We start from the raw sequence: 20,768 nt of genomic DNA, 5'->3' as shown, positions 1-20,768 counted from the left end.
GGCTAATTAGAAAGGCCAGGTATGATCAAAAATACGCATCAGCCAGCCTGGTTTCTGCTTGTCGGAAAGGGCTCCCTTGCCAGTGTAAGTAATTTGGGCGTTAAGAATATTGCTTGAATCGACAGTGTTATCTGCAGTGACGTCAAAGGAACGGACAATGCCCGTAAGATAGATGATCTGGTTCTCGTTGTTGACGGTCACGGATTTTCCACCGCGTATCTTCAGGTTGCCATTGGGGTACACCTTGATGACCTGGGTCGTCAGGGTCGCAGCCAGATTTTCTGAACGGGTCGTGGTTCCCCCGCCGGAGAACGCGTTGGAGGAGCTGGCACTCATGAGAGAGGAGGGGGTGATATTGGCGTTCCGGTTGGCAATGGAATTTTCCAGGCCAAAGAAGCTGGAAATCCCCGCTGAAAGCGAGGATGATCTGTCGGTTTCTGTCGAGGCATTTTTCGAGGCACTTGCCTCCTCTGCGATGAGCACGGTTACAATATCACCCACGCGACGGGCCTTAATGTCGGAAAGCCAATTCCCTTCATCTCCGTTCCAGAGCGATCCCGGAGACTGTGGTTTGGCCTCTCCGCTGACTGGTTCTTCAAGTGGCTCCGGAATGGAAACCACGTTTACCTCGTTGTTGCTGGCGCAGCCGCCAGCCATGATGAGCGTGAGGGCGCAGAGCATAAGGTAGGAGCCAAAAAATCTACGTGAGGGTGACTTTGAACGGTGTATGGCTAGCGCTTGTTTCATCTTAAAACTCCACCGAGACCATGCCTGGTCGATCAACCCGGCAGTAGACCATTTTGTTGGAACTGATGTTTTTGACGCGAATCATTTCGCCTTTGTGCCCATTTTCCCGCGAAAGGCCCTTGGCGGTCAGCCGCATGGTTCCCCTGCGGGCAACAATGGTCACCATCTCTCCTTTGTGGATAATGGAAGGCAAACCAATGAAGTCGTGCTCAAGGACGGTTCCGGCGTTTATGGTTTTGAGTGTCTCTTTGCCAATCAGCCCGGCGAGCTCGGTGTAAGGTGCGTCAAGTTTGCTGATATCGCGTTTTTCAAGGCGGATGCTGCTTTGTTTCACTCTCTCGCCACGTTGCAGGGAGACAGCGGCAACTGCGACATTGGCCAGAGCCTTAAGACGGCTGCGGACGATACAGTTACCGGCTGGAGTGCCGTTGACTGCGAAAGCAATGGAAAAACTGCTGCTGCCCAGAATGGCAGCACGTGAAGGCGTGACTTGCCAGGTGACATTTCCCTCGGGCAGGATCAGCTCATCGGGAGCGCGGAGGATCTGCAGGCGAATGTCCGCCTTGGGCAGCTTGTTACGGTTGTCTTGAAGAAATTGGCCCAGAATGGCCTCGATCTGTTTTTGGGAGATGCGGGTGGCTGTGCGGGTGACGGCGATATTGGGGCTGCCCTGCCAGTCAATATTGGTTACACCTCTCCGGTGCTGCAAGGAGTTGATGACTGAAACCGTGTAGAAATCTTTTGATTTTCCGGGAGCAGGGGAGGAGCCAACAGGCAATCGGGCCAGCGCTTTATGTTGATCGCCAGCCCCTTGAATTGTCGCGATATCACCAAGAACAATGCGCGAACCGCTCACAGTAACCGTGGGGTTGAAGTGCACCGTTATTTGTGCTGGCGATGCACAGGGAAGAAGAATGAGGATACATGTAAGAAGAAATCTAACCTTCAAACCTTTACACCATATTGGTCACGGTTTGCATCATCTCGTCGGAGGTGGTGATCACGTTTGAGTTAATCTCGTAGGCCCGTTGGGTGGTGATCATCTGAGTCATTTCCTCGACCAGGTTGACATTGGAATTTTCCACATAGCCCTGTAACAGGGTACCAAAACCATCTGTTCCCGGAACACCGACAACGGCAGCACCAGAGGCATCGGTCTCACGGAAAAGATTACGACCTATGGAAATCAGGCCGGACTCATTGATAAAGTCAACCAGATCCATGTTGCCAAGTTCGGTGGAAGTACTGTCGTCGCCGAGAATAGCGCTGACAACACCCGTTTCGCTGATGGTGATTTCACGTGCATCCTCAGGGATAGCCAACTCCGGTTGAATGGGGTAGCCATCAGAGGTGCAGAGTCGCCCATCTCCATCCATTTTCAAATTACCCGCACGTGTATAGGCGGTGTTGCCATCGGGCAGCAGCACCTGAAAAAAGCCCTGGCCTTCGATGGCCACATCCAGAGTGTTCTGGGTCTGAACAATGTCACCGGTGGTAAAAATTTTGGTCACGGCTGCCGGCTTCACGCCAAGGCCAACCTGAATACCTGTGGGCGACTTGGTATCAGCAGAGGTTGGGCTCCCCGGAACTTTCATGATCTGATACAGCAGGTCCTGAAAATCGGCACGACTTTTTTTGAATCCCGTGGTGGACACATTGGCAAGATTATTGGCAATAACATCCATGTTCAGGTTCTGGGCCGACATTCCGGTGGTTGATGTCCACAATGAGCGCATATTTTCTGCCTCGCTTTGAAATGGAATTAAGTATTTTTTACTGGGCCGATTTAGCCGACCGTACCGAGTTCATCGAGTTTCTGACCAATGGTCGAGTAGCTTTCAAGGACCTTGGTATTGGCCTCAAAGGCGCGCTGGGTGGCGATCATCGCGGTCATCTCTTCAACCATATTGATATTGGCCGTCTCTAGATTCCCCTGGAGAACCCGTGCCCCAACTGCCACCTGATCACCGCCCTGTTTGAGGGTAAATAGGGAATCGCCCACCTTGACCAGCTGCTGAGGATCATTAACGGAAAAAACGCCAATCTGTACCCCGGCATTGACACCATTCACGGAAATCTCACCCGTCTCTGAGATATGAATATCCTTTCCCTGGGTGGTATCGACCTGGAGCGGATCATTTGCCGTGCCAAGGACCGAGGCGCCATCTTCGGTCTTGAGAAAGCCGTTTGCATCCAACATAAAACGTCCGGAGCGGGTATAGTATTGCTCACCGCCTTTCTCTACCTTGAAAAATCCTTCGCCATCAATGGCAACATCTAAAGGGCGATCCGTGGTTTGCATGCCACCTGCTGAAAAATCGGTGGAGATCGTGCGGATGCGGGCTAAATTTTTTCCGTTGGCATTCCCTGTCTGCTGGGTGCCTTTGAGGACAGACTCAAAGCTGATACGATTTTTCTTAAAACCCGTGGTGCTGATGTTGGCCAGGTTGGCGGCCACATTGCTCATTGCCTGTTCCCTGGCAATCGCTCCACTGAGTGCACTGTATTTTCCCGAGCCCATACGTCCTCTTTTATTGGAATTGCTAGGTTTTCTATCTTTTCGGATAGGTGGAAGTGATTCTTAACCTGGTTTTTCCCAGGCCCATTCCAAATGAGACTTATCTGCGCATACGCGCAACGCTGCTTAGGTTTAAGAGTTGATTGGCTTCAACGCTCGATACTCCAAGAACTGCCGCAATTTCATCCACATTGAGTCCCTGGGCTGCCAGCTGATTGAGGATGCGGTATTTCTCCGGAGGCTGCTTCTCGATTTTAGCCAGGGTTTCCAGACGAGGACGCTGCAGATCCGTTGTCAGGCTGGCAGACTGAAGGGCTTTGCCGAACACTGCTCGTTGATTATCAAAATTTTCATCGTCCAGGGCGGTTTCTATCTTTTGTTGCAGAACCCTAACCCGCTGGAGGAGAATTTTTCCTTCCGCCTTTCGGCGCCAGCCTATCATCGCAGCAATCAGGGCAAAAAGCAGTCCTGCGAAAAGTCCGATTGCAGCGATGAAGGAAGAAGAAAGTATCATGGGCTATCCGGATTCAGAGCCTGAAAAAGGTCACGGTTCGTAGAGTTCTGAGTTGATCAGCTTCACCCGGAGTTTTAAGAGTGCCTGACTGTGCAACTGGGAAACCCGGCCTTCGGAGACAGACAAAACCTCTGCGATCTCCTTTTGGGTGAGCTCTTCGTAGTAGTAGAGGGCAATGACCATTATTCGCTCTTTTTCCGAGAGTTCTTCCAGAATGGTTGCCAGGACCTGGGTCATCTCCTCTTGCTCGATAATTTCGGAAGGAAGTGGCCCTCCCATGTCCTCAAGATTATCGAGAAAGCTTCGGCCCTCTTCGGAGTGGTCCAGCGTTTCGTGTAAACTCACACAACCCAAATGACTCACCTCGGTCAGCAGCGATTGGTAGTCCTCCAAGGAAAGTGAAAGTGCCTGGGCCATCTCGTCTTCCTCGGGTGTTCGTCCGAGCTGGCGTTCCAGACGCAGCATGGTCTGGGTGAGCTGGTTTTGCTTATCGCGCATGGAACGGGAGAACCAGTCCAGTTTACGCATCTCGTCAAAGATGGCACCGCGAACCCTGTATTCGGCAAAGGTCTTGAATTTAACCCCCTTGCCAGGGTCAAACTTATTCGCTGCATCGATCAGGCCAACCATGGCGGCACTGGTCATGTCTTCCTTGGTCATAAAACTGGGTACCTGTGGAATCATGCGCTGTACGACAAGTTCGACCAGCGGCATGTTCTCCCGAATGAGCTGTGAGCGATCATCTAGAGGAGGTACCGGTGGAATCATGGATATCATAAGTTGTCAGCGTCCCTGTTGACATGCAAGGCGATAGTTACCGACCGCCGATTTCCAAAAGTCGTTTCCAAAAAAACTGGATCGAGCCTTTGGGTTCTATGGATTGAGGTTCCTGGACAATGGTCCGCGCCAGAGCTTCAAAGGAGCTGGCGGTTTTGGACTCTGGAAAGAGTTGCACCAGCACTTTTTGTTTACGTATCGCATCGACCATCATCTTGTCGCGTGGAATGGACCCTATGTAATCGATGGAGATATCCAGGTATCTGTTTGCGACCATGGTCAGTTTGCGGTAGACGTCAAGCGCTTCATCTTCGTTTTTAATAAAATTGACGATCAGGTTGAAGTGCTTCTCATGGTACTGATTTGAAAGCAGTTTCATCAGCGCGTAGGCATCTGTAATGGCGGTGGGATCGGGCGTGGTCACCACCAGGATCTCCTGGGCCGCGGTGTTAAAGTAGGTGACGTTTTCTGAGATGCCGGCTTCGGTGTCGATGAGGACGAAATCAAAATCGTTGTTCATCGTCTCCAGCCCTTCAAGCAGCCGCATCTTCTGGTGGGAATCCAGACGAGTAAAGCTCTGCACACCGGATCCTGCCGGAAGGATTTTAATCCCTTCCGGGCCGTCGGTGAGGATAGATTCAAGTCCTTGTTCACCGGCGAAGAAATGGTTGAGGTTGCGCCCGGGGGCAAGGCCAAAAACAACATCAATATTGGCCAAGCCAAGATCAGCATCTAAAATAAGTACCCGTTTTCCCATGCGGGCCAGCAAGACAGCAGTATTGGCCACGACTGCTGTTTTACCAACGCCGCCTTTCCCGCTGGTGATAGCAAAAACCCGGGTTGTGGTGCGGCCTACACGGCCCTGGTCAGGTGCCGGTGTATTCAAGGCCCGCAGGGTGCCAGCCTGATCTGTAGGATGTCCTGTTATTTCAGCCATGGGGTGAGTATCCGTGGTCGTTTATAATGAGATCGGCGATATCCTGAGGACCAGGAACCAGAAGGTCTTCCGGAACCCGCTGCCCATTGGTAAGAAAGGATATCGGTGTATCGTTTTTGTAATGAATATTAAGCAGTACGCCCAGTTGATCACACTCGTCGATCTTGCTGAAAATAAAGTTTTGAATGGGAATGAGAGAGAACCGGCGAATAGTCTCCTCGATTTCCAGCTCTCTGGTTGTTGCAGAAAGCATAAGGTTATTTTCAATACCAAGGCGAGGTCGTAAGAATGCAGCCAATTCCTGAATATCCTGACCTGATCGCGGACTGCGGCCAGCTGTATCAATGAGCACTAAGTCAAAATTTTGAAATTTCTCCAGTGCCTGTTCCAGCTCTGCGGGCTTGATCACCACTTCCAGGGGGAGACGCATGATTTCACTGTACACCTTGAGCTGTTCCACCGCGGCAATACGGTAGGTGTCAATGGTGATCAGGCCGATGCGTCCTCCATATTCGGCAAGGTAATGGGCTGCAATCTTTGCAAGCGTTGTGGTTTTGCCCACACCGGTTGGTCCGATCAGGCTGATTCGGCGCTGACCATTGCCAGTCTGTGCAAAAAGCGACTGGGTTGTAAAGAGCCTGCCAATGGTGTCACTGAGAATTCTGAGCAGATCGGGCTGGCTGAGATGCTCGGTTCCTTCAACTGTGTCGCGTGAGAAACGGGTAACGACCTGGGCGGTTTCTTGATTGAGCCCGTAGCCAGTCAAAAGACTGACAATAGGATCAACAGCGGTTCCGGATGCCACGGCAGGAGACGTTTGCGGTTGCTTGTAACCATTGCTGCGTTGGGGCGGTTGTTGCTGGTCCGCCAGACGGCTGGAGAGCCCTTTGACCATGGAGCGTAACTCCGCAAGCTCCTGTTGAATGTCTTGCCCCTCTGCTACAGGTTCTGGGCGGTACGTGGGCTCTTGCCTCTCGCGTAAAGGTTGAGGCTCAGCCTGGTGTTTTTTCCAGATATTTTCATAGCGGATCTCTTCCTGGGCCTGGTAGCCTTGCGCCGCTCGCTGCTGTTTTAGAGAAGGAACTGCCGCAGAAGCCTGGTTCCGCGTTTGTTGCCGTGGCGGCGAATTTTGTTTCTTTGGCTCCTGCCAGCCGTTATCGACCGCTGCTGTAATCTCCATCATCGGTTTGCCAAGCATGCCAAACTTGCCGCCACGAATAGTACGCGTGGAGAGAATGAGAGCGTCCGGCCCCAATGCCTCTTTGACCATCTTCAACCCTGTGGCCATATCCTGTGCCTCGAAGACCTTAACCTGCATCTATGCTCACCGTGCCAATGGATTGAATCCGAACCTGGGAGGTAATTTCGTTATGGGAGAGGACCGGCAGGTTGGGAAAGTAGCGCTCTATGAGTCGACGGACATGGGGGCGGATCTGCGGCTGGACCAGCAAAACGGGCTGCATGCCACCTGTGTTTGCAGTGATGACATTGTTGAGCATATCCAGGATGTTCTGGGCGATGGTAGGATCGAGGGCCAGGAAGCTCCCACGTTCACGGTGCTGAATGGCAGACTGGATGGATTCTTCCACCTTGCGATCCAGGGTGATAACAGCCATGGTGCCATCATCTCCGGCACAGGCCGAAGAGATGGAGCGCGAGAGGGCATGACGCACATACTCTGTGAAGATCTCACTATCCTGGGTCATATTGGCATAGTCTGCCATGGTTTCAAGGATGGTTCGTAAATCACGAATGGAGACGCCTTCACGCAACAAATTTTGCAAAACCCGCATGACCGTACCAAGATTGAGTACGTTGGGGATGAGTTCTTCGATCAACTTGGGATAGGTCTTGCCAAGATTGTCTATCAGGGCCTGGGTTTCCTGGCGGCCAAGCAGTTCGTAGGCATGTTTTTTGATCAGCTCGCTGATATGGGTTGCCATAACCGTGATGCAGTCCACAACGGTATAGCCGGATATTTGCGCGTGCTCGCGTTTATCTTCGGTGATCCAGAGCGCGGGCAACTCAAAGGCAGGCTCGGTTGTGGCCAGGCCTTTGATTGTTTCCGTGACCAGCCCCGGATCCATGGCCATGTAATAGCCAGGCATCATTTCAGCGCTGGCAATGGTGACCCCTTTTAAATTTATGGTGTACTGGTTAGGGTTGAGCTGCAGATTATCTTTAATGTGGACTGGAGGTACAATAAAACCGGTGGTCAGGGCAAACTGCTTACGAATAGCCTGAATACGGGTGAGTAGTTCACCATCCTGGCTGGCATCAACAAAGGGGATAAGGCCGTACCCCACCTCAAGCTCAATCAGGTCGACATTGAGCATTTTCTCGTAATCTTGATCCTGTTTTGCTTCGGGTTTGGGGCGTTGCTGCTCTTCCATGGTGGCGGCAACTTCCCGTTCCCGTTCCGCCTTATCGAGCTGGTAGGCAATCAGGGCAAGACTCGCAGAGAGAATGAGAAAAGGAATAAAAGGCAGACCGGGGATGAGGGCAAAGCCAAGGAGCAGGGCCGAGACCACCCAGAGTGCTTTGGTGTAACGGGTGAACTGGGCTTTAATCTCTGTGCCGAAATCTTCCCGACCGGTGGAGCGGGTAACAAGCATACCTGCAGCCGTAGAGATGATCAGGGCCGGGACCTGTCCAACCAGACCATCGCCTACGGTGAGGATCGTGTAGTTTTTGGCTGCCTCGGCCATGGGCATCCCCATTTGGAGTACGCCAATGATAAACCCGGCACCAATATTGATCATAGTGATAATAATACCGGCAATGGCATCACCACGAACAAATTTGGAGGCACCATCCATGGCACCGTGAAAGTTTGCCTCGTTGGAAATTTCCTCACGTCGCTGCCGAGCCATGGCCTCATCAATCAAACCCGCGTTCAGGTCGGCATCAATGGCCATCTGTTTACCGGGCATGGCATCCAGAGTGAATCGGGCGGCAACCTCGGCAATTCGCCCTGCACCTTTCGTGATAACGATGAAGTTGATAATGACCAGAATAACAAAGATCACCAGCCCAACCACATAGGAGCCGCCCACGACAAATTCACCAAAGGCGCGGATGACTGAACCGGCAGCGGCCATCCCCTCGTTGCCGTGGAGCAGGATCAGACGAGTTGAGGCGACGTTAAGCGCCAGGCGAAAGAGGGTGGTGGTCAGGAGAAGGGAGGGGAAAATCGAAAATTCAACCGTCTTTTCCGTATAGAGGCTGATAATAAGGATGAGGATGGCAATGGTGATATTGAGCGAGAGGCAGAGGTCAAGCACCATGGGCGGCAGAGGGACGATCATCAGCATGAGAATGCCTATCAGCCCCAGCGACGCCATGATGTCGCTTCGCACTAAGAGTTCTTTGATCTTCTTGCGATCAAAGTATGCCTGTACCCCGGTTGCTTCCATTAACGTGTGCCTTTGAGTGAATACACATAGGCCAGTATCTCCGCCACTGCCTTGAACATTTCTTCAGGAATGGCATGACCTACCTCAACTTTCGAATGCAATAATCTTGCCACGGGAGGGTTCTCTACCAAAGGGACGTCGTTTTCTCGAGCTATTTCTCGAATTTTGGTCGCCACCATATCCTGACCTTTTGCAAGAACTATAGGGGCTTCCATCTTGCCCGATTCATATTGAATAGCCACAGCATAATGGGTCGGATTGGTGATGACGACATCTGCCTCCGGTACTGCGGCCATCATCCTGCTCCGGGCCATTTGCTGCTGGATGGCACGGATTTTTGACTTTATGTGGGGGTCCCCCTCGGTTTCTTTCGTTTCTTCCTTTTGTTCCTGCTTGGTCATCTTCATTTTTTCTTCCATCTCCCAGCGGACAAAGGCGTAATCCAGGATTGCCAGAACAATCATGATGCCCGCCACCTTCGCCATGACCATGGCCGCTGTTTGGGCCAGATAGAGCAGGGTGCCGCTGACGGGTATTTCGCTGAGTACAAGGGCTTTGTCAAACTCCCCCTGCATGGTTTTAAAGGCCACCCAGCCAATCAGCCCGACCTTGAGCAGCGATTTAATCACCTCAACCAAGGATCGTTTGGAAAAAAAACGGCCCATTCCCTTGATGGGATCGAGTTTAGTGAGATCGGGGATAAGAGGCTGAGTAGTGAAGAGCCAGCCAATCTGGACAAAGGTGGAGAAAAAACCCACGACCAGGGCCAGGAGAAAGAGAGGTGCGAGCAGGCTAGCCAGACCAGCACCTAGGAAGTAGCTCAGCTGCATCAGCGAGGAGGAGGTTATGTCATATTCGCCGCAGGTTTTCCAGATTGAGGCAAGGAGTTTTTCGAGATTATTCCAAAAGACAGGGGCAAAGAAGAACCAGAAGAGCAAGAGCAGAGTAAACATAGCTGCATTTTGCACTTCCCGACTCTGGGCAACCTGTCCTTTTTTTCGAAAATCGGCCCGCCGTTTCGCCGACGGGGATTCAGTCCGTTCGCCTGAGCTGTTTTCTTCAGCCATAGTGTTGTTCTCTGGGCTGCACGTTATCGCGTTGAAGGTAGGGGATATACCTTAGAGCAGGGGGGGCCTACAGGGAATATAGCAAAAAACACACCGGGAAACAGGAGAAGGAAGGAGGGGGGCTGATGGATGCCCCATGAGGGAGTTGGGGCCGTTGAACAAAAAAGGATTTTTTGAATAACTCTTTGTTTATTTAAAATAAAATGGTGTCCAGTAAACACCCGCTGTTACGGACTCAAGAGGGAGAGCACTTGGAGAATATGTTCGATCATGGTGTCAAATTCACGGCGCAGGACTGAGAAGGTCGCTCCGAGTGTCAGGCCAATGACAAGAAAAGAGATACCGATGTTAAGGGGGAAGGAGATCATAAAGACGTTCAATTGCGGAAAAACACGGGCAAGAATACCCAAAACCAGGTTGGCCAGCAGCAGTAATGCCAGAACCGGGGCGCTGAATTTAATGCCTAAAGAAAACATGCGTGATCCCAAACGCATCAATTCCTCGACAGCGCCGCCGGAGAAATCGAGAAATCCTGGAGGCAGCAGGCGGAAGGAGTCAACCATGGCCTGAAAGTAATAATGATGCACATTGAAGGAGAGAAAGGCGAGCAGGGCCAGAACATTAATGAATTGGCTCATTAAGGAAAGTTGCTGGGTGGTTTGCGGGTCAAAGATGTTAGCCGCGGCAAAACCCATCTGATAGCCAATGACCGTGCCTCCAAAGCTGGCGGCAGCGATGACCATCTGTGATACAAGCGCGATCATTGTTCCTACAATAACTTCGTTGACAATGATTATGGCAAAACCGGTCAGAGAAAGGGGAGCCTGCGGCATGTAAGGTAACATTGCCGGAAAAAGAAGCAGGCTGGTCATCACCGCAATGCCGATCTTGATGCGCGCAGTCATCTGAATACCTGCAAAAACGGGGATAGCCGTCACCAGGGCCATGACCCGGGCCAGGCAAATAAAAAAGCTTTGTAGGTGCTCGGGGCCAATGAAGAGCAGGTCCATGGACGCTGCTTTACTGCCCCACAGTGGCAATCTGGGTGATAATGCCAGTGGTGAAGGTGACCAGAATGTCCATAATCCAGGGACCAAAAATAAGCAGGGTAATGAAAACCGCGACAATTTTCGGAATAAAGGTCATGGTCTGCTCATTTATCTGGGTAGCGGCCTGAAAAATGCTGATAATCAGGCCAACCACCAGGGCCGCAATAAGCATGGGGGCGCTGGTCATGAGAACGGTTTGCACGGCCTGCCTGCCAATATGAATGACGGTTTGCGGTGTCATGAAAACAACCTCGTTAAGAAAAGAACACTGCCGTCGTGACAGTTTGAGAGGGCAGTGCAATTAGCCAAAACTTTTCATCAGTGATCCCACCACAAGTTGCCAGCCATCCACCAAAACAAAGAGCAGCAATTTGAAGGGCAGGGATATGACAATGGGCGGGAGCATCATCATTCCCATGGACATTAGCACCGAGGCAACCAGCATGTCGATGACGAGAAAGGGAACATAGATCATAAAACCCATCTGAAAGGCACGTTTCAGCTCGGAGAGCATGAAGGCGGGAATAAGAATAGAAGAGGAGATATCATCCTTATTTTCAGGCTGCTCTTCCTTGGTGATATCGATAAAAAGTTGTAATTCACTTTCCTTTACCTGGGAAAACATGAAACCGCGCATGATGTCCACCGCCTCTGTCAGTGCTTGCTGTTGACTGATCTGTTCTTCCAGATAGGGCTGCAGGGCCTGCTTGTTCATCGTGTTCAAGGTCGGCGCCATAACAAAAAAGGTGAGGAAGAGGGCAAGCCCGAGGATAACCTGGTTGGGGGGGGTGTTTTGTGTCCCCATGGCCTGGCGGACAAAGCCAAGAACGATCACAATACGGGTAAAGGCTGTGGTCATGAGCAAAATAGCCGGGGCCACAGTGAGAATGGTCAGGACCAGAAGTACCTGAAGCGCGGTGGAAACCTCGGCAGGGGTATTGGCCTCCTCAACTCCAAAAGAAAGTGTCGGAAGATTGACAGCCCAGGAGAACGCGGGGAGAAGGAGGATGCAAAGCGAACAGAGAATAAGACTTCGCTTCATTGTTCTTCTGCCAGAATGGAGGAAAATTCTTTCGGTTTGTCACCGGTGGAGTCTGGATTCATCTCCGTGAGCAGTTGAATATTGCCCGAATTGATTCCAAGGAGAAACTCTCGGCCTCGTACTTCAACCAGAGCAAGGGTTGCCTTGGGCTGAAGAGGACGTATCTCGATGATACGGATATTGGTGCCGCTACGTTTTCCCAGAACAAACCGTTTCTTGGCAAGGGCGTAGAAGGCAAGGATGAGACCGACAACGATGCATAGGGCCCAGAGGGTCTGCAGGGCCGCCGTTGCCATGGAGTCTGTCTCCGCAGCGAGTGCCGTTGCAGGCAAAAAGAAGAAAATTCCTGTGCAGCAAATACGCATGATTTACCCCAGGTTTTCCACGCGATCCGATTGGCTGACAACTTCGGTGAGCTTGATGCCGAATTTATCGCCCACCTTTACCGCTTCTCCCCGGGCAATCAGGCGTGCGTTGACATACAGATCAAGGGGTTCACCGGCAAGTTTATCCAGCTCAACCACATAGCCTTCTCCCATTTGCAACAGATCCTTGAGTAATATGCGAGCGCGGCCAACTTCAACCGAGATCTGCAGGGGAACATCATAGAGAAATTCCAGATCACGTGAATGGCTCTCGTAGCCACCTGGAGGTCCGGGAGACTGCTCGGGTTCTTGCAGCAATTCTGCAGTTTCTTCGGGATCCAGGGTGTTTGATCGCTCTTGTTCCATGTTTTCAGGCGTTGCCATGGATACCTCCTAAACTTTTGCTGTACTGGCCGGTAATATGAAAAGCTTTTTTGCTGTTTCGTTCACCGGGAATGGCCTGGTAGATAGGCTTGTCTTCAACCAGAACCGTAAGGGGTTGATCCGGATTGTAGGGGAGATCGATGATATCACCCTGTTTCAGGCTCAAAATTTTACGAATGGTCATAGTCAGATGGCCGGATCTCGCGGTGACCATGGCTTCCATTTCCATGGCCTCCTGCATCAGTGTCCGTGTCCAGCTGTTCGAGGCGGCCTGGGTAATGGTGACTAATTCTTTAAATTTTTCACGTAAAGGCTCAAGCGTTACATAAGGAGTAATGACGCGCATCTGACCACAGTTTTCACCAGCGAGATTAATGTTGAACCGAGTGACCAAAACCTCGGTCTCCGGCTCGACGATATTGACCAAGCGGAAGTTGTTTTCCACTTTGGTCAGTGTGGCTTGCAACTCCAACACGGGGCGCATTGCCGCCTGCAGATCCTGGCAGATATCACTCATACAGGTCCGCAGGATGGCCATCTCAATGGTGGTCAGGTTTCGATTCAAGGCAAGCGATTCACTGGATTGCCCAGAGCCCAGCATGATCTCCAAGAGGGCAAAAGCCATCAGGTTGTCAAAATGAACCAGGCAACCGTGCTTGAGGGGAGAGAGTGCGTAGATGCCAACAGCTCCCTGACTTTTAAGATCAAGGAGGCTCTGCTGAAAGTTGGTGGTTGAGATTTCTTCTCGATCAACTGCAAAGTTGCGCTGCAGGGTGTTGGTCAGGCTGGTTGAAAAGCGACGGCTAAAGTTGTCCAGAACAATATCCAGGTTGGGCACACGCGTTTCGCCAGTGCCTGCAGCCCGTTCATAGGTCTGAAAAAGATCGATTTCCGTGGAGGGAATATTGCGTCTGCGTCGGATCGGATCATAGTCGACAAGGTCTGTTGAGACCTTGCCCGCCTTGATTGCCGAGAGAAGATCAGCAATCTCGTGTTTGGAGAGTATCGGTTCCACGGAGTTTATTGCACCACAAAATCTGTGAGATACACGTTTTTCACCTTGCCGGTTTGCAAGAATGAGTTGATCTTGCTTTTCAGTTCTGCCTTGAGCTGATTTTTTCCCTGCAAATCCTGGAGTTCGTCAAAAGTTTTGTTCCCAATGAGCAGAAGGATGGCATCGCGAATCTGCGGCATCCTCTTATTGACTTCTTCCTCAGCATCTTTTTTGTCCAACTCCAAGGACAAGGCTGCCTTGACGTAATGGGCTGTATCTTCGCTGATTATATTGACAACAAACTCTTTGATCTCAATCATGGGGCCAATTTCAGCCTCTTCAGGAACCGGCTTGATCAGGGCTTCGGCTTTGCTTGCCTCTTCCTGCTGGCGTTTGAGCTCTTCCTGTTGGGGCTTATACACCAGGAAGTAGTAGCCTGCACCGCCACCACCGATGAGGAGAATCAGCGCTGCTGCAATGATTATGATCAGTTTCTTTTTCCCGCCCTTTTGTCCTTCCTCGGCGGCATCATCTTTCTTTTCTTCTTTTTCGGCCATGGTATGGTCCCTGTTGGTGTATGACGATTGTTAAAATGGAATCGGAGTGATGGGCTTGCCATCCTGCTTGACGGGGCGATTGCTGCGAATAATGAAGTCGACCCGCCGGTTTTTAGCCATATTATCCGAGGTGGTGTTGGGAACTATCGGCTTGGTCGCACCGTATCCTGCTGCGGACATGCGATCCAAAGAAAAGAGTTTACCCCGTTGATAAAAGGCCATGACGGAAACCGCGCGATCCACGGAGAGGTCCCAGTTTGTCCTCTTGCCAGAGACAGGAGTGGGGTCTGTGTGCCCTTCAATGCGCATGGTCATGGGCAGGGGACGAATGATATCGGCAACTTTCCGCAAGACGGGGTAGGCAAGAGGGTTCAGTTCGGTCTTCCCCGAAGCAAAGAGGATCTTGTCATCAATGCGGAGAATGATCGAATCGTTGTCTTTTTGCACAAACTCGACCTGCGAATCTATTTTGGTCATTTCCAGGTCGGTTTTTATTTTTTTGAAATGCTGAATAGGTGACTGCTGCGGAATAGGCGTAAATTTTGATTTTGGCGGTGACTCTATAATAGGAACGGAAAAAGGCACCGGTGCAGCCGAGGTACTCCAACCAAAGGCTGACTTGATTGAGCTTTTTGCCTGGACAAACTTGATCGGATCCATGGAGGCCATGGTCAAGAGGAGCACGAAAAAGGTGAGCAGCAGGGTCACAAGATCACTGTACGTGGCCATCCACATCGGTAAGCCGGCGGGAGGGCATTCTGGACATTTGGCCATTTTTGATCCTCCTTAGTTAAACACTGACTCGCGTTTTTTGGGAGCGAGGTAGGCGTGGAGTCGTTGTTCCATTATGCGCGGATTCTCTCCGGAAAGGATGGATTCCATGCCCTCGGTGATGACGGTTTTTTGCAGAATTTCAACTTTGGACCGTGTCTTGAGCTTTCCAGCCATGGGGATAAAAATAATGTTGGCGAGAACGGCACCGTAAAATGTTGTCAGGAGAGCAACCGCCATAGCCGGTCCGATGGCTGCCGGATCATCCATATTTTGCAGCATCTGAACCAGGCCGATAAGCGTACCTACCATCCCCATGGCCGGTGAGATTGCCCCCATGGTGTCCAAAATCGAGGCTCCGTTGTTATGGCGGGCGGCAATATTATCGATTTCGTTGAGCAGCATAGCCTTGAGTTCTGCCGGTTCCTGACCGTCAACGGCCATTTGCAGTGCCTTCACCATGAACTGGTCTTCAATGGAATCAATTTGATCTTGTAGGGAGAGAATGCCCCCCTTACGTGCCTTATTGGCGAACTCGAGCATCTGAGCAATGAGCTTATTGGTGTCCTGCTCTTTGATGAGCACAGTCTTTTTAAAGATAGCGATCATTCCCAGAACATCGGCTAAGGGAAAGTTGATCAGGGAGACGCCCAAGGTGCCACCAAAAACAACGGCAATAGAGGGTGGATCGATGAAGATCGTCAGGGGGCCACCCATGAGAATTGCCCACAGCATAAGGCCAAAGGCCAAAACAATACCTATGAGGGTTGCTATATCCACGCAGGTTTTCCTTCTCGGAGCAAGAGTGAGTAATCAAAAACAGAAGAGTTCTTCCTGTAACTGTTGGACTGTAGCGAAAAAAATCTCCAGAATCAAGAAAGCAAGGAGAATGCCAAATATTCTTTTTACAGCTTAAGGAGTTCGTTGGAACACGCCGCTGGTTTGGACGGTAATTATTTGTATTTATAGGGTATTATAGCATCAGTGTAAAGTTTGCGCAGGCAAAAACAGCACGGGAAAAGGGCACATTGCGAGGGATTAGCCCCAGCAACCCGGCAAAATAAAACAAAAAAAGCTGCATCACCCTAAGGATGATGCAGCTTTTTGTCAAAATATTGTCCTTTTTGTCAAAAATCCTGAGAAGAATGTCTCAGGCTGCGGAAGAGAGAGTTATCGTTTGAGGTTAATAAGCTCGCTGAGCATCTCGTCGACTGTTGTGATAATTTTAGAGTTGGCCTGAAAACCGCGTTGACTGGTGATCATTTTAACAAATTCCTGGCCCATATCCACGTTGGACTGTTCCAGGGAGTTGGTGAAAACCTTCCCGAGTTCAGCTCCTGGTAAACCAACACGGATACTACCGACTTGATCCGTGGCGACGTAGCGATTTGATCCCGCAAGGGCAAGGCCGGATGTGTTCTGAAATTTTGCCAGCACCAGTTGGGAAATATTGACCTGGGATCCGTTTGAGTAGGAGGCTACAACGATTCCTTCACTGTTAATGGCCACATTTGTGAGTTCGCCAGCAGCATAGCCATCCTGATCTTTGCCAATAACGATGGAGTCACTGTCGTGCTGAGTACAGTCAAAAGAGAGATCTATCGTCTGTGGAGTGTCGGAACCGTTGGTCCAGATCGGCATGGTTATGGGGACCGTCACAGGATCAACAATACCATCTCCGGTGGTATCCAGGAGTTTTCCGTTTTCATCAAAGGAGAGTTCCAGGGGGACTCTGGGAGTCTGATACGGGTCCTCAACTGCGGCAATGGGGAGCGTGTTATCGCCATCGACCGTGTATCCCATATTCCAGGTATTATTCGTATCATCGACCAGGCGCCAATAGACGGTCACCAAGTGCGATTCTCCAAGGGAATCAAAAATTTCACTGGAGGCGGAATAGTTATATGTATCCTTGTCGTTCGGGTCAATAAAGGTATTGATGTCGATGGATTGCGTACCGGTAGTCGCCCCGATGGATGCTACGTTGCCTCCCAGATCAATGGAGGAATTGGTCATGTCGGTATGCAGAATGATAATGCCATTTTCCCCTGCCGCCACAGTCCCCGCTACAAGACCGGTGTTGGCCGTATTTGCTGACCCGCTAAATGCAACAGAGATTTCTTCGCCGGTGGTATTGGAGAGGATAATTGCATTGGTAACAGTGCCGTTGGTGCCATCACCGAGTGTTGCCGTGACCCCGGTATTGGTGCTCATGCTGTTGATGGCATCGACAATATTTTGTGCCTGTTCTGTTGCGTCGGCGCCGGCAGCAGAAGCTGCTATGGGAATGTCATTGATCGTGATATCACCATAGGCAAGGGCCCCTGTCGCGCCCACTGCAGTGTCAGATACCTTATAGTTCCATTTTTGGGTGGCGGTGACACCGGTTGTACCGGACAACGCATTGATTTCTGCAATTTTTCCCGCCGTGGTTGTTGCTCCGGACGACGCGATAGTGGTACCGTTGATGATCAGGCCCGCCAATGTGGCATTGGATGGAGCGTACTCTGAGAGGTAGACCTTGTCGCCATACCCGTATTCCACCGATTTTTCATCTAAGTTTGAGGTGAAGGTGAGCTGAGTGGTCTGGCTGGCCGGGATCAGGCCAACGTTGGCGACTCGAATATCTGTGGGGTCACCCGGGAGTAATTCATCGTTGCTGACCGGGTCAAACTGTTTTCCCTGAACGATCATACCTTCCGGATTAACCAGGTAGCCATCGTCATTAAAGCGAAACGCACCGGCTCGTGTGTAGTAGGAGGTACTGTTGCCTGCTTCTCGCAAGACAAAGAAGCTGTCTCCTTCAATGGCGACATCCGTATCTGAGGAGGTGGTTTCAAAGGTACCCTGGCTGTAAATATTATCGACAATTGAAAGGCCAACACCACGCCCAACCTGAGATGAACCTCCTGATCCAAAAACGCTACTGGAGAGCAGATCGGAAAAAATGGTTCGGGAGCCTTTGAACGCTAATGTGTTGGTATTCGACAAGTTGTTGCCAATAACACTCATAGCCTGCGAGTTGGTGTTGAGTCCACTCACTCCACTATACATTGCACTTTGAATCCCCATAACAACCTCCTGCGTGGGTGAATAAAACCGGATAATTGAATAATGTAATCAAATGTAGGAAAAGCGTTTGGTGCTATCTCTATACCTTTTCCTCAATTATCCCCGCGCCGTCCGTTGCTTGAGAGATATTGGCCTGTCTCGGTAGAGTATCGAGAGGGGATTCTTTTCTTTTCCCTGAAAAGAATGGCCCCCGCTCTTTATTCTTCGGTTGTGCTGCTGTCCTCCGGGTTATACGCACCATAAACCATTGAGAGGCCATAACTGCCGGAGTTCGTGACGACCTCAGGTTCGCTGCCGCTTAAGTCAATGCCTGTGACCGCAGTGCGTGAAAGGGGGGTCAGGGTTGCGTTACTATCCGTACCGGTGGCCTCCAGAGTGATGTAATAGGTCCCTTCACCCACATCTTCGCCACTGGAGTTGGTTCCGTCCCAGCTAATGAAATGGTTCCCCTCGGATATATCGTCGGCTGTCAAGGTGGCTACGTTTTTCCCAGAACTGTTGGTGATATAGAGCGTCAGACTTTCAATGGAGCCATCGATTTTATACCCCAGTTCAACCGGCTCACCGTTGTAATCGATTGCATCGTCCTCGACTATCACTTCCTGGCCGATAAGATTCAACGCGGATATGCTCTGTGATTTGGTGGTAGCCGAGGTGAGTTCATCCATAGCGTCATTCAGATTAAAGAGCTGCTCCAGCTGGGAGTATTGCGCCAGCTGGGAGGTGAACTCTGTTGCATCCGCCGGGTTCATGGGATCTTGGTTCTGGAGCTGAGCAACAAGCAAGGTTAAAAATTGATCTTGTCCCAATGCTTGGTTGGCATCCCTTGTTGTTGTCGATGTCGATGTCGATGAAACAGAACTGATTGTACTCATGGTTTACTCCCAGTATCAGGCAATAGCGTTGAAATTGGTATCAACATCCTCTTCCTCTCCTGCTTCTTCAGTGAGTTCCATTGAGAAGTCAGAACGGGTATTTCTTTGTGACATGGATTGCTGTGACTGCTGCCATCCGCTGTTATTGGCAAACTGTTCTTCGAAACCAGCGTTGCCATCGGCCACACTGACTTCGATATCCTGAAGATGCAATCCCTGTTGCTCCAACGCCTCACGCAGCTTGGGCAGGTGGCGGTCAAGCATCTCCTGAGAGTGTGGAGACTGGGTCACGATGTGCGCTTTGACATTGTCTTGCTCAACTTTGATCTCAAGACGAAGTTCTCCAAGTTCCTGGGGATGGAGCTTGAGATTGACAGTACTGGTTTCCAACTGTTTGTTGGCAGAAAAGTGGGAGATCATTTGGTCGACGACTGCGGTATCAGGCACCATGCTCCCGGAACCCAGCTGATAATAGGTGGTTTCTGCACCACTGGTGAGTGTTGTCATCGAAGTGAGCTGGCTACTTGCCAGTTGCGTTCCAAACAATGAGGTGCCCAGCGTTTGCACGCCACCCTCCTGAAAGAGGGAGATTGGCTTCATATCCTGCATGGCTTGAAACTTCTGGTTGCCGTCAAACAGCATGCCGGATTGGGATTGGTCGCTGCCCATACTCTGATTATCAACGGCTGTTGTTGCAGTCGGTGTGCTGATCAGGTGCGAGTGAATATAGCGGCTGTTTAAATCCAGATTGGCTGCCTTCTGATAGAGAGTCTGGTTGCCTGACAGGGCTGTGGCCGGGGGCTGCGATTGAAGCGGATCTTTTCCCTGTTCTATGGAAATACTTTGGCCATCTTTGTTTTGAAAAAGAAGGGAAGATTCCGGAGATTTTAAAATTTCATCGGCCCGTTGCTGCTGCTGGGGCGTGGTGCTGGTCACAATAGTGCCGTCTTTGGGATTGAAGATAACTTGTGCACCTGTAGAGGCCTGAACAGAAATGGGTTCAGATTCTGTCGGTATGGAGAAAGTGGTTCCAGGCCCAGCCGATTGATTCTGAAGGGGCTCTTGACCCGAAGCAGCCACAGGGGATGTTTGTGAAGAGAGCGTTTGCTGAGACCATTGCACGGTACTCGCCTGTTCCTGCTGCAGATTGCCTTTGGGTGCAAGTTGTGTCCATTGACCTGGTAGTACTTGCGGGTCTGCCTTGGTGTTCTCGAAGGCGGCTGCGCTGGTTGTCTTCTGGGAAGAAGGGAGGGGGGCGGAGACGACCTGAATTGTCTGTTCCTGCTGCGCGGCATTGCTTTGCGGGGCGGTAATCTGTGCAAGCATCTGTAGCAGAACTGATTCCTTATTTTCGGAAAGGGATGCCGTGTCAGGATTGTTTTCAGGCTGCTGCTTTTCTTGTGTCGTAGTTGGAGCTGTTGTCAGTCCAAAATCAGCCGAGATATTCGCTGCTGTGTTTTCCTGAAGGGGAAGTTCCTCTTCCGTCCTCTGGGGAACTGTGTCTGCAACTACTGTCTCTTGGTTGTGTTGTTGGTTACTGCCCATCTGTTGATTGACTACCTGCTGATCGCCTACCTGCTGATCGCCTACCTGCTGATCGCCTACCTGCTGATCGCCTACCTGCTGATCGCCTACCTGCTGATCGCCTACCTGCTGATCGCCTACCTGCTGATCGCCTACCTG

General features: G+C 51.0%; 23 protein-coding genes. 1 reads left to right on the top strand and 22 read right to left on the bottom strand.

What is annotated here, in order from left to right; genetic code table 11:
• Positions 1-6: 6 nt before the first annotated feature.
• The 22 genes from JWJ90_RS19730 to JWJ90_RS19620 form a co-directional block, all read right to left on the bottom strand.
• Positions 7-747, bottom strand: a complete 741-nt coding sequence (locus JWJ90_RS19730; protein ID WP_205228943.1) for a flagellar basal body L-ring protein FlgH — start codon at positions 745-747, stop codon at positions 7-9.
• Between the two features lies 1 nt (position 748).
• Positions 749-1,696, bottom strand: a complete 948-nt coding sequence (gene flgA / locus JWJ90_RS19725) for a flagellar basal body P-ring formation chaperone FlgA (protein ID WP_205228942.1) — start codon at positions 1,694-1,696, stop codon at positions 749-751.
• A 4-nt stretch (positions 1,697-1,700) separates the two neighbouring features.
• Positions 1,701-2,483 carry a flagellar basal-body rod protein FlgG gene (gene flgG, locus JWJ90_RS19720; protein ID WP_205228941.1) on the bottom strand — a complete coding sequence of 261 codons (783 nt, stop codon included), beginning with the start codon at positions 2,481-2,483 and terminating at the stop codon, positions 1,701-1,703.
• Between the two features lie 50 nt (positions 2,484-2,533).
• Positions 2,534-3,268, bottom strand: a complete 735-nt coding sequence (gene flgF / locus JWJ90_RS19715) for a flagellar basal-body rod protein FlgF (RefSeq protein WP_205228940.1) — start codon at positions 3,266-3,268, stop codon at positions 2,534-2,536.
• Between the two features lie 97 nt (positions 3,269-3,365).
• Complete coding sequence (locus JWJ90_RS19710) at positions 3,366-3,779, bottom strand: hypothetical protein (protein ID WP_205228939.1); 414 nt, start codon at positions 3,777-3,779, stop codon at positions 3,366-3,368.
• Positions 3,780-3,809: 30 nt separating this feature from the next.
• Positions 3,810-4,547, bottom strand: a complete 738-nt coding sequence (locus tag JWJ90_RS19705) for a FliA/WhiG family RNA polymerase sigma factor (protein WP_205228938.1) — start codon at positions 4,545-4,547, stop codon at positions 3,810-3,812.
• A gap of 46 nt (positions 4,548-4,593) precedes the next feature.
• Complete coding sequence (locus tag JWJ90_RS19700; RefSeq protein WP_205228937.1) at positions 4,594-5,493, bottom strand: MinD/ParA family protein; 900 nt, start codon at positions 5,491-5,493, stop codon at positions 4,594-4,596.
• Positions 5,486-6,811 (bottom strand): flagellar biosynthesis GTPase FlhF, encoded by a 1,326-nt coding sequence (gene flhF / locus JWJ90_RS19695; RefSeq protein WP_205228936.1) that lies wholly within the window; start codon positions 6,809-6,811, stop codon positions 5,486-5,488. The genes JWJ90_RS19700 and flhF overlap by 8 nt, the downstream gene beginning before the upstream one ends.
• Complete coding sequence (gene flhA / locus JWJ90_RS19690) at positions 6,801-8,909, bottom strand: flagellar biosynthesis protein FlhA (protein ID WP_205228935.1); 2,109 nt, start codon at positions 8,907-8,909, stop codon at positions 6,801-6,803. The genes flhF and flhA overlap by 11 nt, the downstream gene beginning before the upstream one ends.
• Positions 8,909-9,976: a flagellar biosynthesis protein FlhB gene (gene flhB, locus JWJ90_RS19685; RefSeq protein ID WP_205228934.1), complete on the bottom strand. Its 1,068-nt coding sequence runs from the start codon at positions 9,974-9,976 to the stop codon at positions 8,909-8,911. The genes flhA and flhB overlap by 1 nt, the downstream gene beginning before the upstream one ends.
• A 227-nt stretch (positions 9,977-10,203) precedes the next feature.
• Positions 10,204-10,986: a flagellar biosynthetic protein FliR gene (gene fliR, locus JWJ90_RS19680; RefSeq protein ID WP_205228933.1), complete on the bottom strand. Its 783-nt coding sequence runs from the start codon at positions 10,984-10,986 to the stop codon at positions 10,204-10,206.
• Positions 10,987-10,996: 10 nt separating this feature from the next.
• Entirely contained in the window at positions 10,997-11,266 is a 270-nt protein-coding gene (fliQ, locus tag JWJ90_RS19675) for a flagellar biosynthesis protein FliQ (protein ID WP_205228932.1), read from the bottom strand.
• A gap of 60 nt (positions 11,267-11,326) precedes the next feature.
• Positions 11,327-12,067 carry a flagellar type III secretion system pore protein FliP gene (fliP, locus tag JWJ90_RS19670; protein ID WP_205228931.1) on the bottom strand — a complete coding sequence of 247 codons (741 nt, stop codon included), beginning with the start codon at positions 12,065-12,067 and terminating at the stop codon, positions 11,327-11,329.
• A complete protein-coding gene (locus JWJ90_RS19665; protein ID WP_205228930.1) occupies positions 12,064-12,363 on the bottom strand; it encodes a FliO/MopB family protein in 300 nt (99 codons plus the stop codon). The genes fliP and JWJ90_RS19665 overlap by 4 nt, the downstream gene beginning before the upstream one ends.
• Before the next feature lie 72 nt (positions 12,364-12,435).
• Complete coding sequence (fliN, locus tag JWJ90_RS19660; RefSeq protein WP_205228929.1) at positions 12,436-12,816, bottom strand: flagellar motor switch protein FliN; 381 nt, start codon at positions 12,814-12,816, stop codon at positions 12,436-12,438.
• Positions 12,803-13,831, bottom strand: coding sequence for a FliM/FliN family flagellar motor switch protein (locus JWJ90_RS23775; RefSeq protein WP_205228928.1), 1,029 nt, complete (start codon positions 13,829-13,831; stop codon positions 12,803-12,805). The genes fliN and JWJ90_RS23775 overlap by 14 nt, the downstream gene beginning before the upstream one ends.
• Positions 13,832-13,836: 5 nt before the next feature.
• Positions 13,837-14,367 (bottom strand): flagellar basal body-associated FliL family protein, encoded by a 531-nt coding sequence (locus tag JWJ90_RS19650; protein WP_205228927.1) that lies wholly within the window; start codon positions 14,365-14,367, stop codon positions 13,837-13,839.
• A gap of 30 nt (positions 14,368-14,397) precedes the next feature.
• On the bottom strand, positions 14,398-15,141 hold the full coding sequence (locus JWJ90_RS19645) for an OmpA/MotB family protein (RefSeq protein ID WP_205228926.1): 744 nt from the start codon (positions 15,139-15,141) through the stop codon (positions 14,398-14,400).
• A gap of 12 nt (positions 15,142-15,153) precedes the next feature.
• A complete protein-coding gene (locus JWJ90_RS19640) occupies positions 15,154-15,918 on the bottom strand; it encodes a MotA/TolQ/ExbB proton channel family protein (protein ID WP_205228925.1) in 765 nt (254 codons plus the stop codon).
• 390 nt (positions 15,919-16,308) lie between these two features.
• Entirely contained in the window at positions 16,309-18,210 is a 1,902-nt protein-coding gene (locus tag JWJ90_RS23345) for a flagellar hook-basal body complex protein (protein WP_240195059.1), read from the bottom strand.
• 197 nt (positions 18,211-18,407) lie between these two features.
• Positions 18,408-19,085, bottom strand: coding sequence for a flagellar hook assembly protein FlgD (locus JWJ90_RS19625; protein WP_205228924.1), 678 nt, complete (start codon positions 19,083-19,085; stop codon positions 18,408-18,410).
• A gap of 15 nt (positions 19,086-19,100) precedes the next feature.
• On the bottom strand, positions 19,101-20,411 hold the full coding sequence (locus tag JWJ90_RS19620) for a flagellar hook-length control protein FliK (protein WP_205228923.1): 1,311 nt from the start codon (positions 20,409-20,411) through the stop codon (positions 19,101-19,103).
• A gap of 72 nt (positions 20,412-20,483) precedes the next feature.
• Between JWJ90_RS19620 and JWJ90_RS19615 the strand changes: the two genes are divergently transcribed.
• Positions 20,484-20,768: hypothetical protein (locus JWJ90_RS19615; RefSeq protein WP_205228922.1), on the top strand; the 285-nt coding region annotated here is incomplete at its 3' end.

It is taken from the genome of Desulfobulbus rhabdoformis (genome assembly GCF_016919065.1).
Taxonomy (GTDB): Bacteria; Desulfobacterota; Desulfobulbia; order Desulfobulbales; family Desulfobulbaceae; genus Desulfobulbus; species Desulfobulbus rhabdoformis.
This window is presented reverse-complemented; position numbering and strand designations above follow the sequence as displayed.

Excerpts from the sequence above, each read along its gene's own strand:
- JWJ90_RS19620 (WP_205228923.1), bottom strand. The coding sequence starts at position 20,411 with ATGCTTGCACAGATTACCGCCCCGCAAAGCAATGCCGCGCAGCAGGAA.
- JWJ90_RS19665 (WP_205228930.1), bottom strand. The coding sequence starts at position 12,363 with ATGGCAACGGCGGCCCTGCAGACCCTCTGGGCCCTATGCATCGTTGTC.
- JWJ90_RS19650 (WP_205228927.1), bottom strand. The coding sequence starts at position 14,367 with ATGGCCGAAAAAGAAGAAAAGAAAGATGATGCCGCCGAGGAAGGACAA.
- flhF (WP_205228936.1), bottom strand. The coding sequence starts at position 6,811 with ATGCAGGTTAAGGTCTTCGAGGCACAGGATATGGCCACAGGGTTGAAG.
- JWJ90_RS19645 (WP_205228926.1), bottom strand. The coding sequence starts at position 15,141 with ATGGCCAAATGTCCAGAATGCCCTCCCGCCGGCTTACCGATGTGGATG.
- JWJ90_RS19700 (WP_205228937.1), bottom strand. The coding sequence starts at position 5,493 with ATGGCTGAAATAACAGGACATCCTACAGATCAGGCTGGCACCCTGCGG.
- JWJ90_RS23345 (WP_240195059.1), bottom strand. The coding sequence starts at position 18,210 with ATGGGGATTCAAAGTGCAATGTATAGTGGAGTGAGTGGACTCAACACC.
- flgF (WP_205228940.1), bottom strand. The coding sequence starts at position 3,268 with ATGGGCTCGGGAAAATACAGTGCACTCAGTGGAGCGATTGCCAGGGAA.
- flgG (WP_205228941.1), bottom strand. The coding sequence starts at position 2,483 with ATGCGCTCATTGTGGACATCAACCACCGGAATGTCGGCCCAGAACCTG.
- JWJ90_RS19705 (WP_205228938.1), bottom strand. The coding sequence starts at position 4,547 with ATGATTCCACCGGTACCTCCTCTAGATGATCGCTCACAGCTCATTCGG.
- fliP (WP_205228931.1), bottom strand. The coding sequence starts at position 12,067 with ATGAAGCGAAGTCTTATTCTCTGTTCGCTTTGCATCCTCCTTCTCCCC.
- fliR (WP_205228933.1), bottom strand. The coding sequence starts at position 10,986 with ATGGACCTGCTCTTCATTGGCCCCGAGCACCTACAAAGCTTTTTTATT.
- fliQ (WP_205228932.1), bottom strand. The coding sequence starts at position 11,266 with ATGACACCGCAAACCGTCATTCATATTGGCAGGCAGGCCGTGCAAACC.
- JWJ90_RS19625 (WP_205228924.1), bottom strand. The coding sequence starts at position 19,085 with ATGAGTACAATCAGTTCTGTTTCATCGACATCGACATCGACAACAACA.
- flhB (WP_205228934.1), bottom strand. The coding sequence starts at position 9,976 with ATGGCTGAAGAAAACAGCTCAGGCGAACGGACTGAATCCCCGTCGGCG.
- flhA (WP_205228935.1), bottom strand. The coding sequence starts at position 8,909 with ATGGAAGCAACCGGGGTACAGGCATACTTTGATCGCAAGAAGATCAAA.
- JWJ90_RS19730 (WP_205228943.1), bottom strand. The coding sequence starts at position 747 with ATGAAACAAGCGCTAGCCATACACCGTTCAAAGTCACCCTCACGTAGA.
- fliN (WP_205228929.1), bottom strand. The coding sequence starts at position 12,816 with ATGGCAACGCCTGAAAACATGGAACAAGAGCGATCAAACACCCTGGAT.
- JWJ90_RS19710 (WP_205228939.1), bottom strand. The coding sequence starts at position 3,779 with ATGATACTTTCTTCTTCCTTCATCGCTGCAATCGGACTTTTCGCAGGA.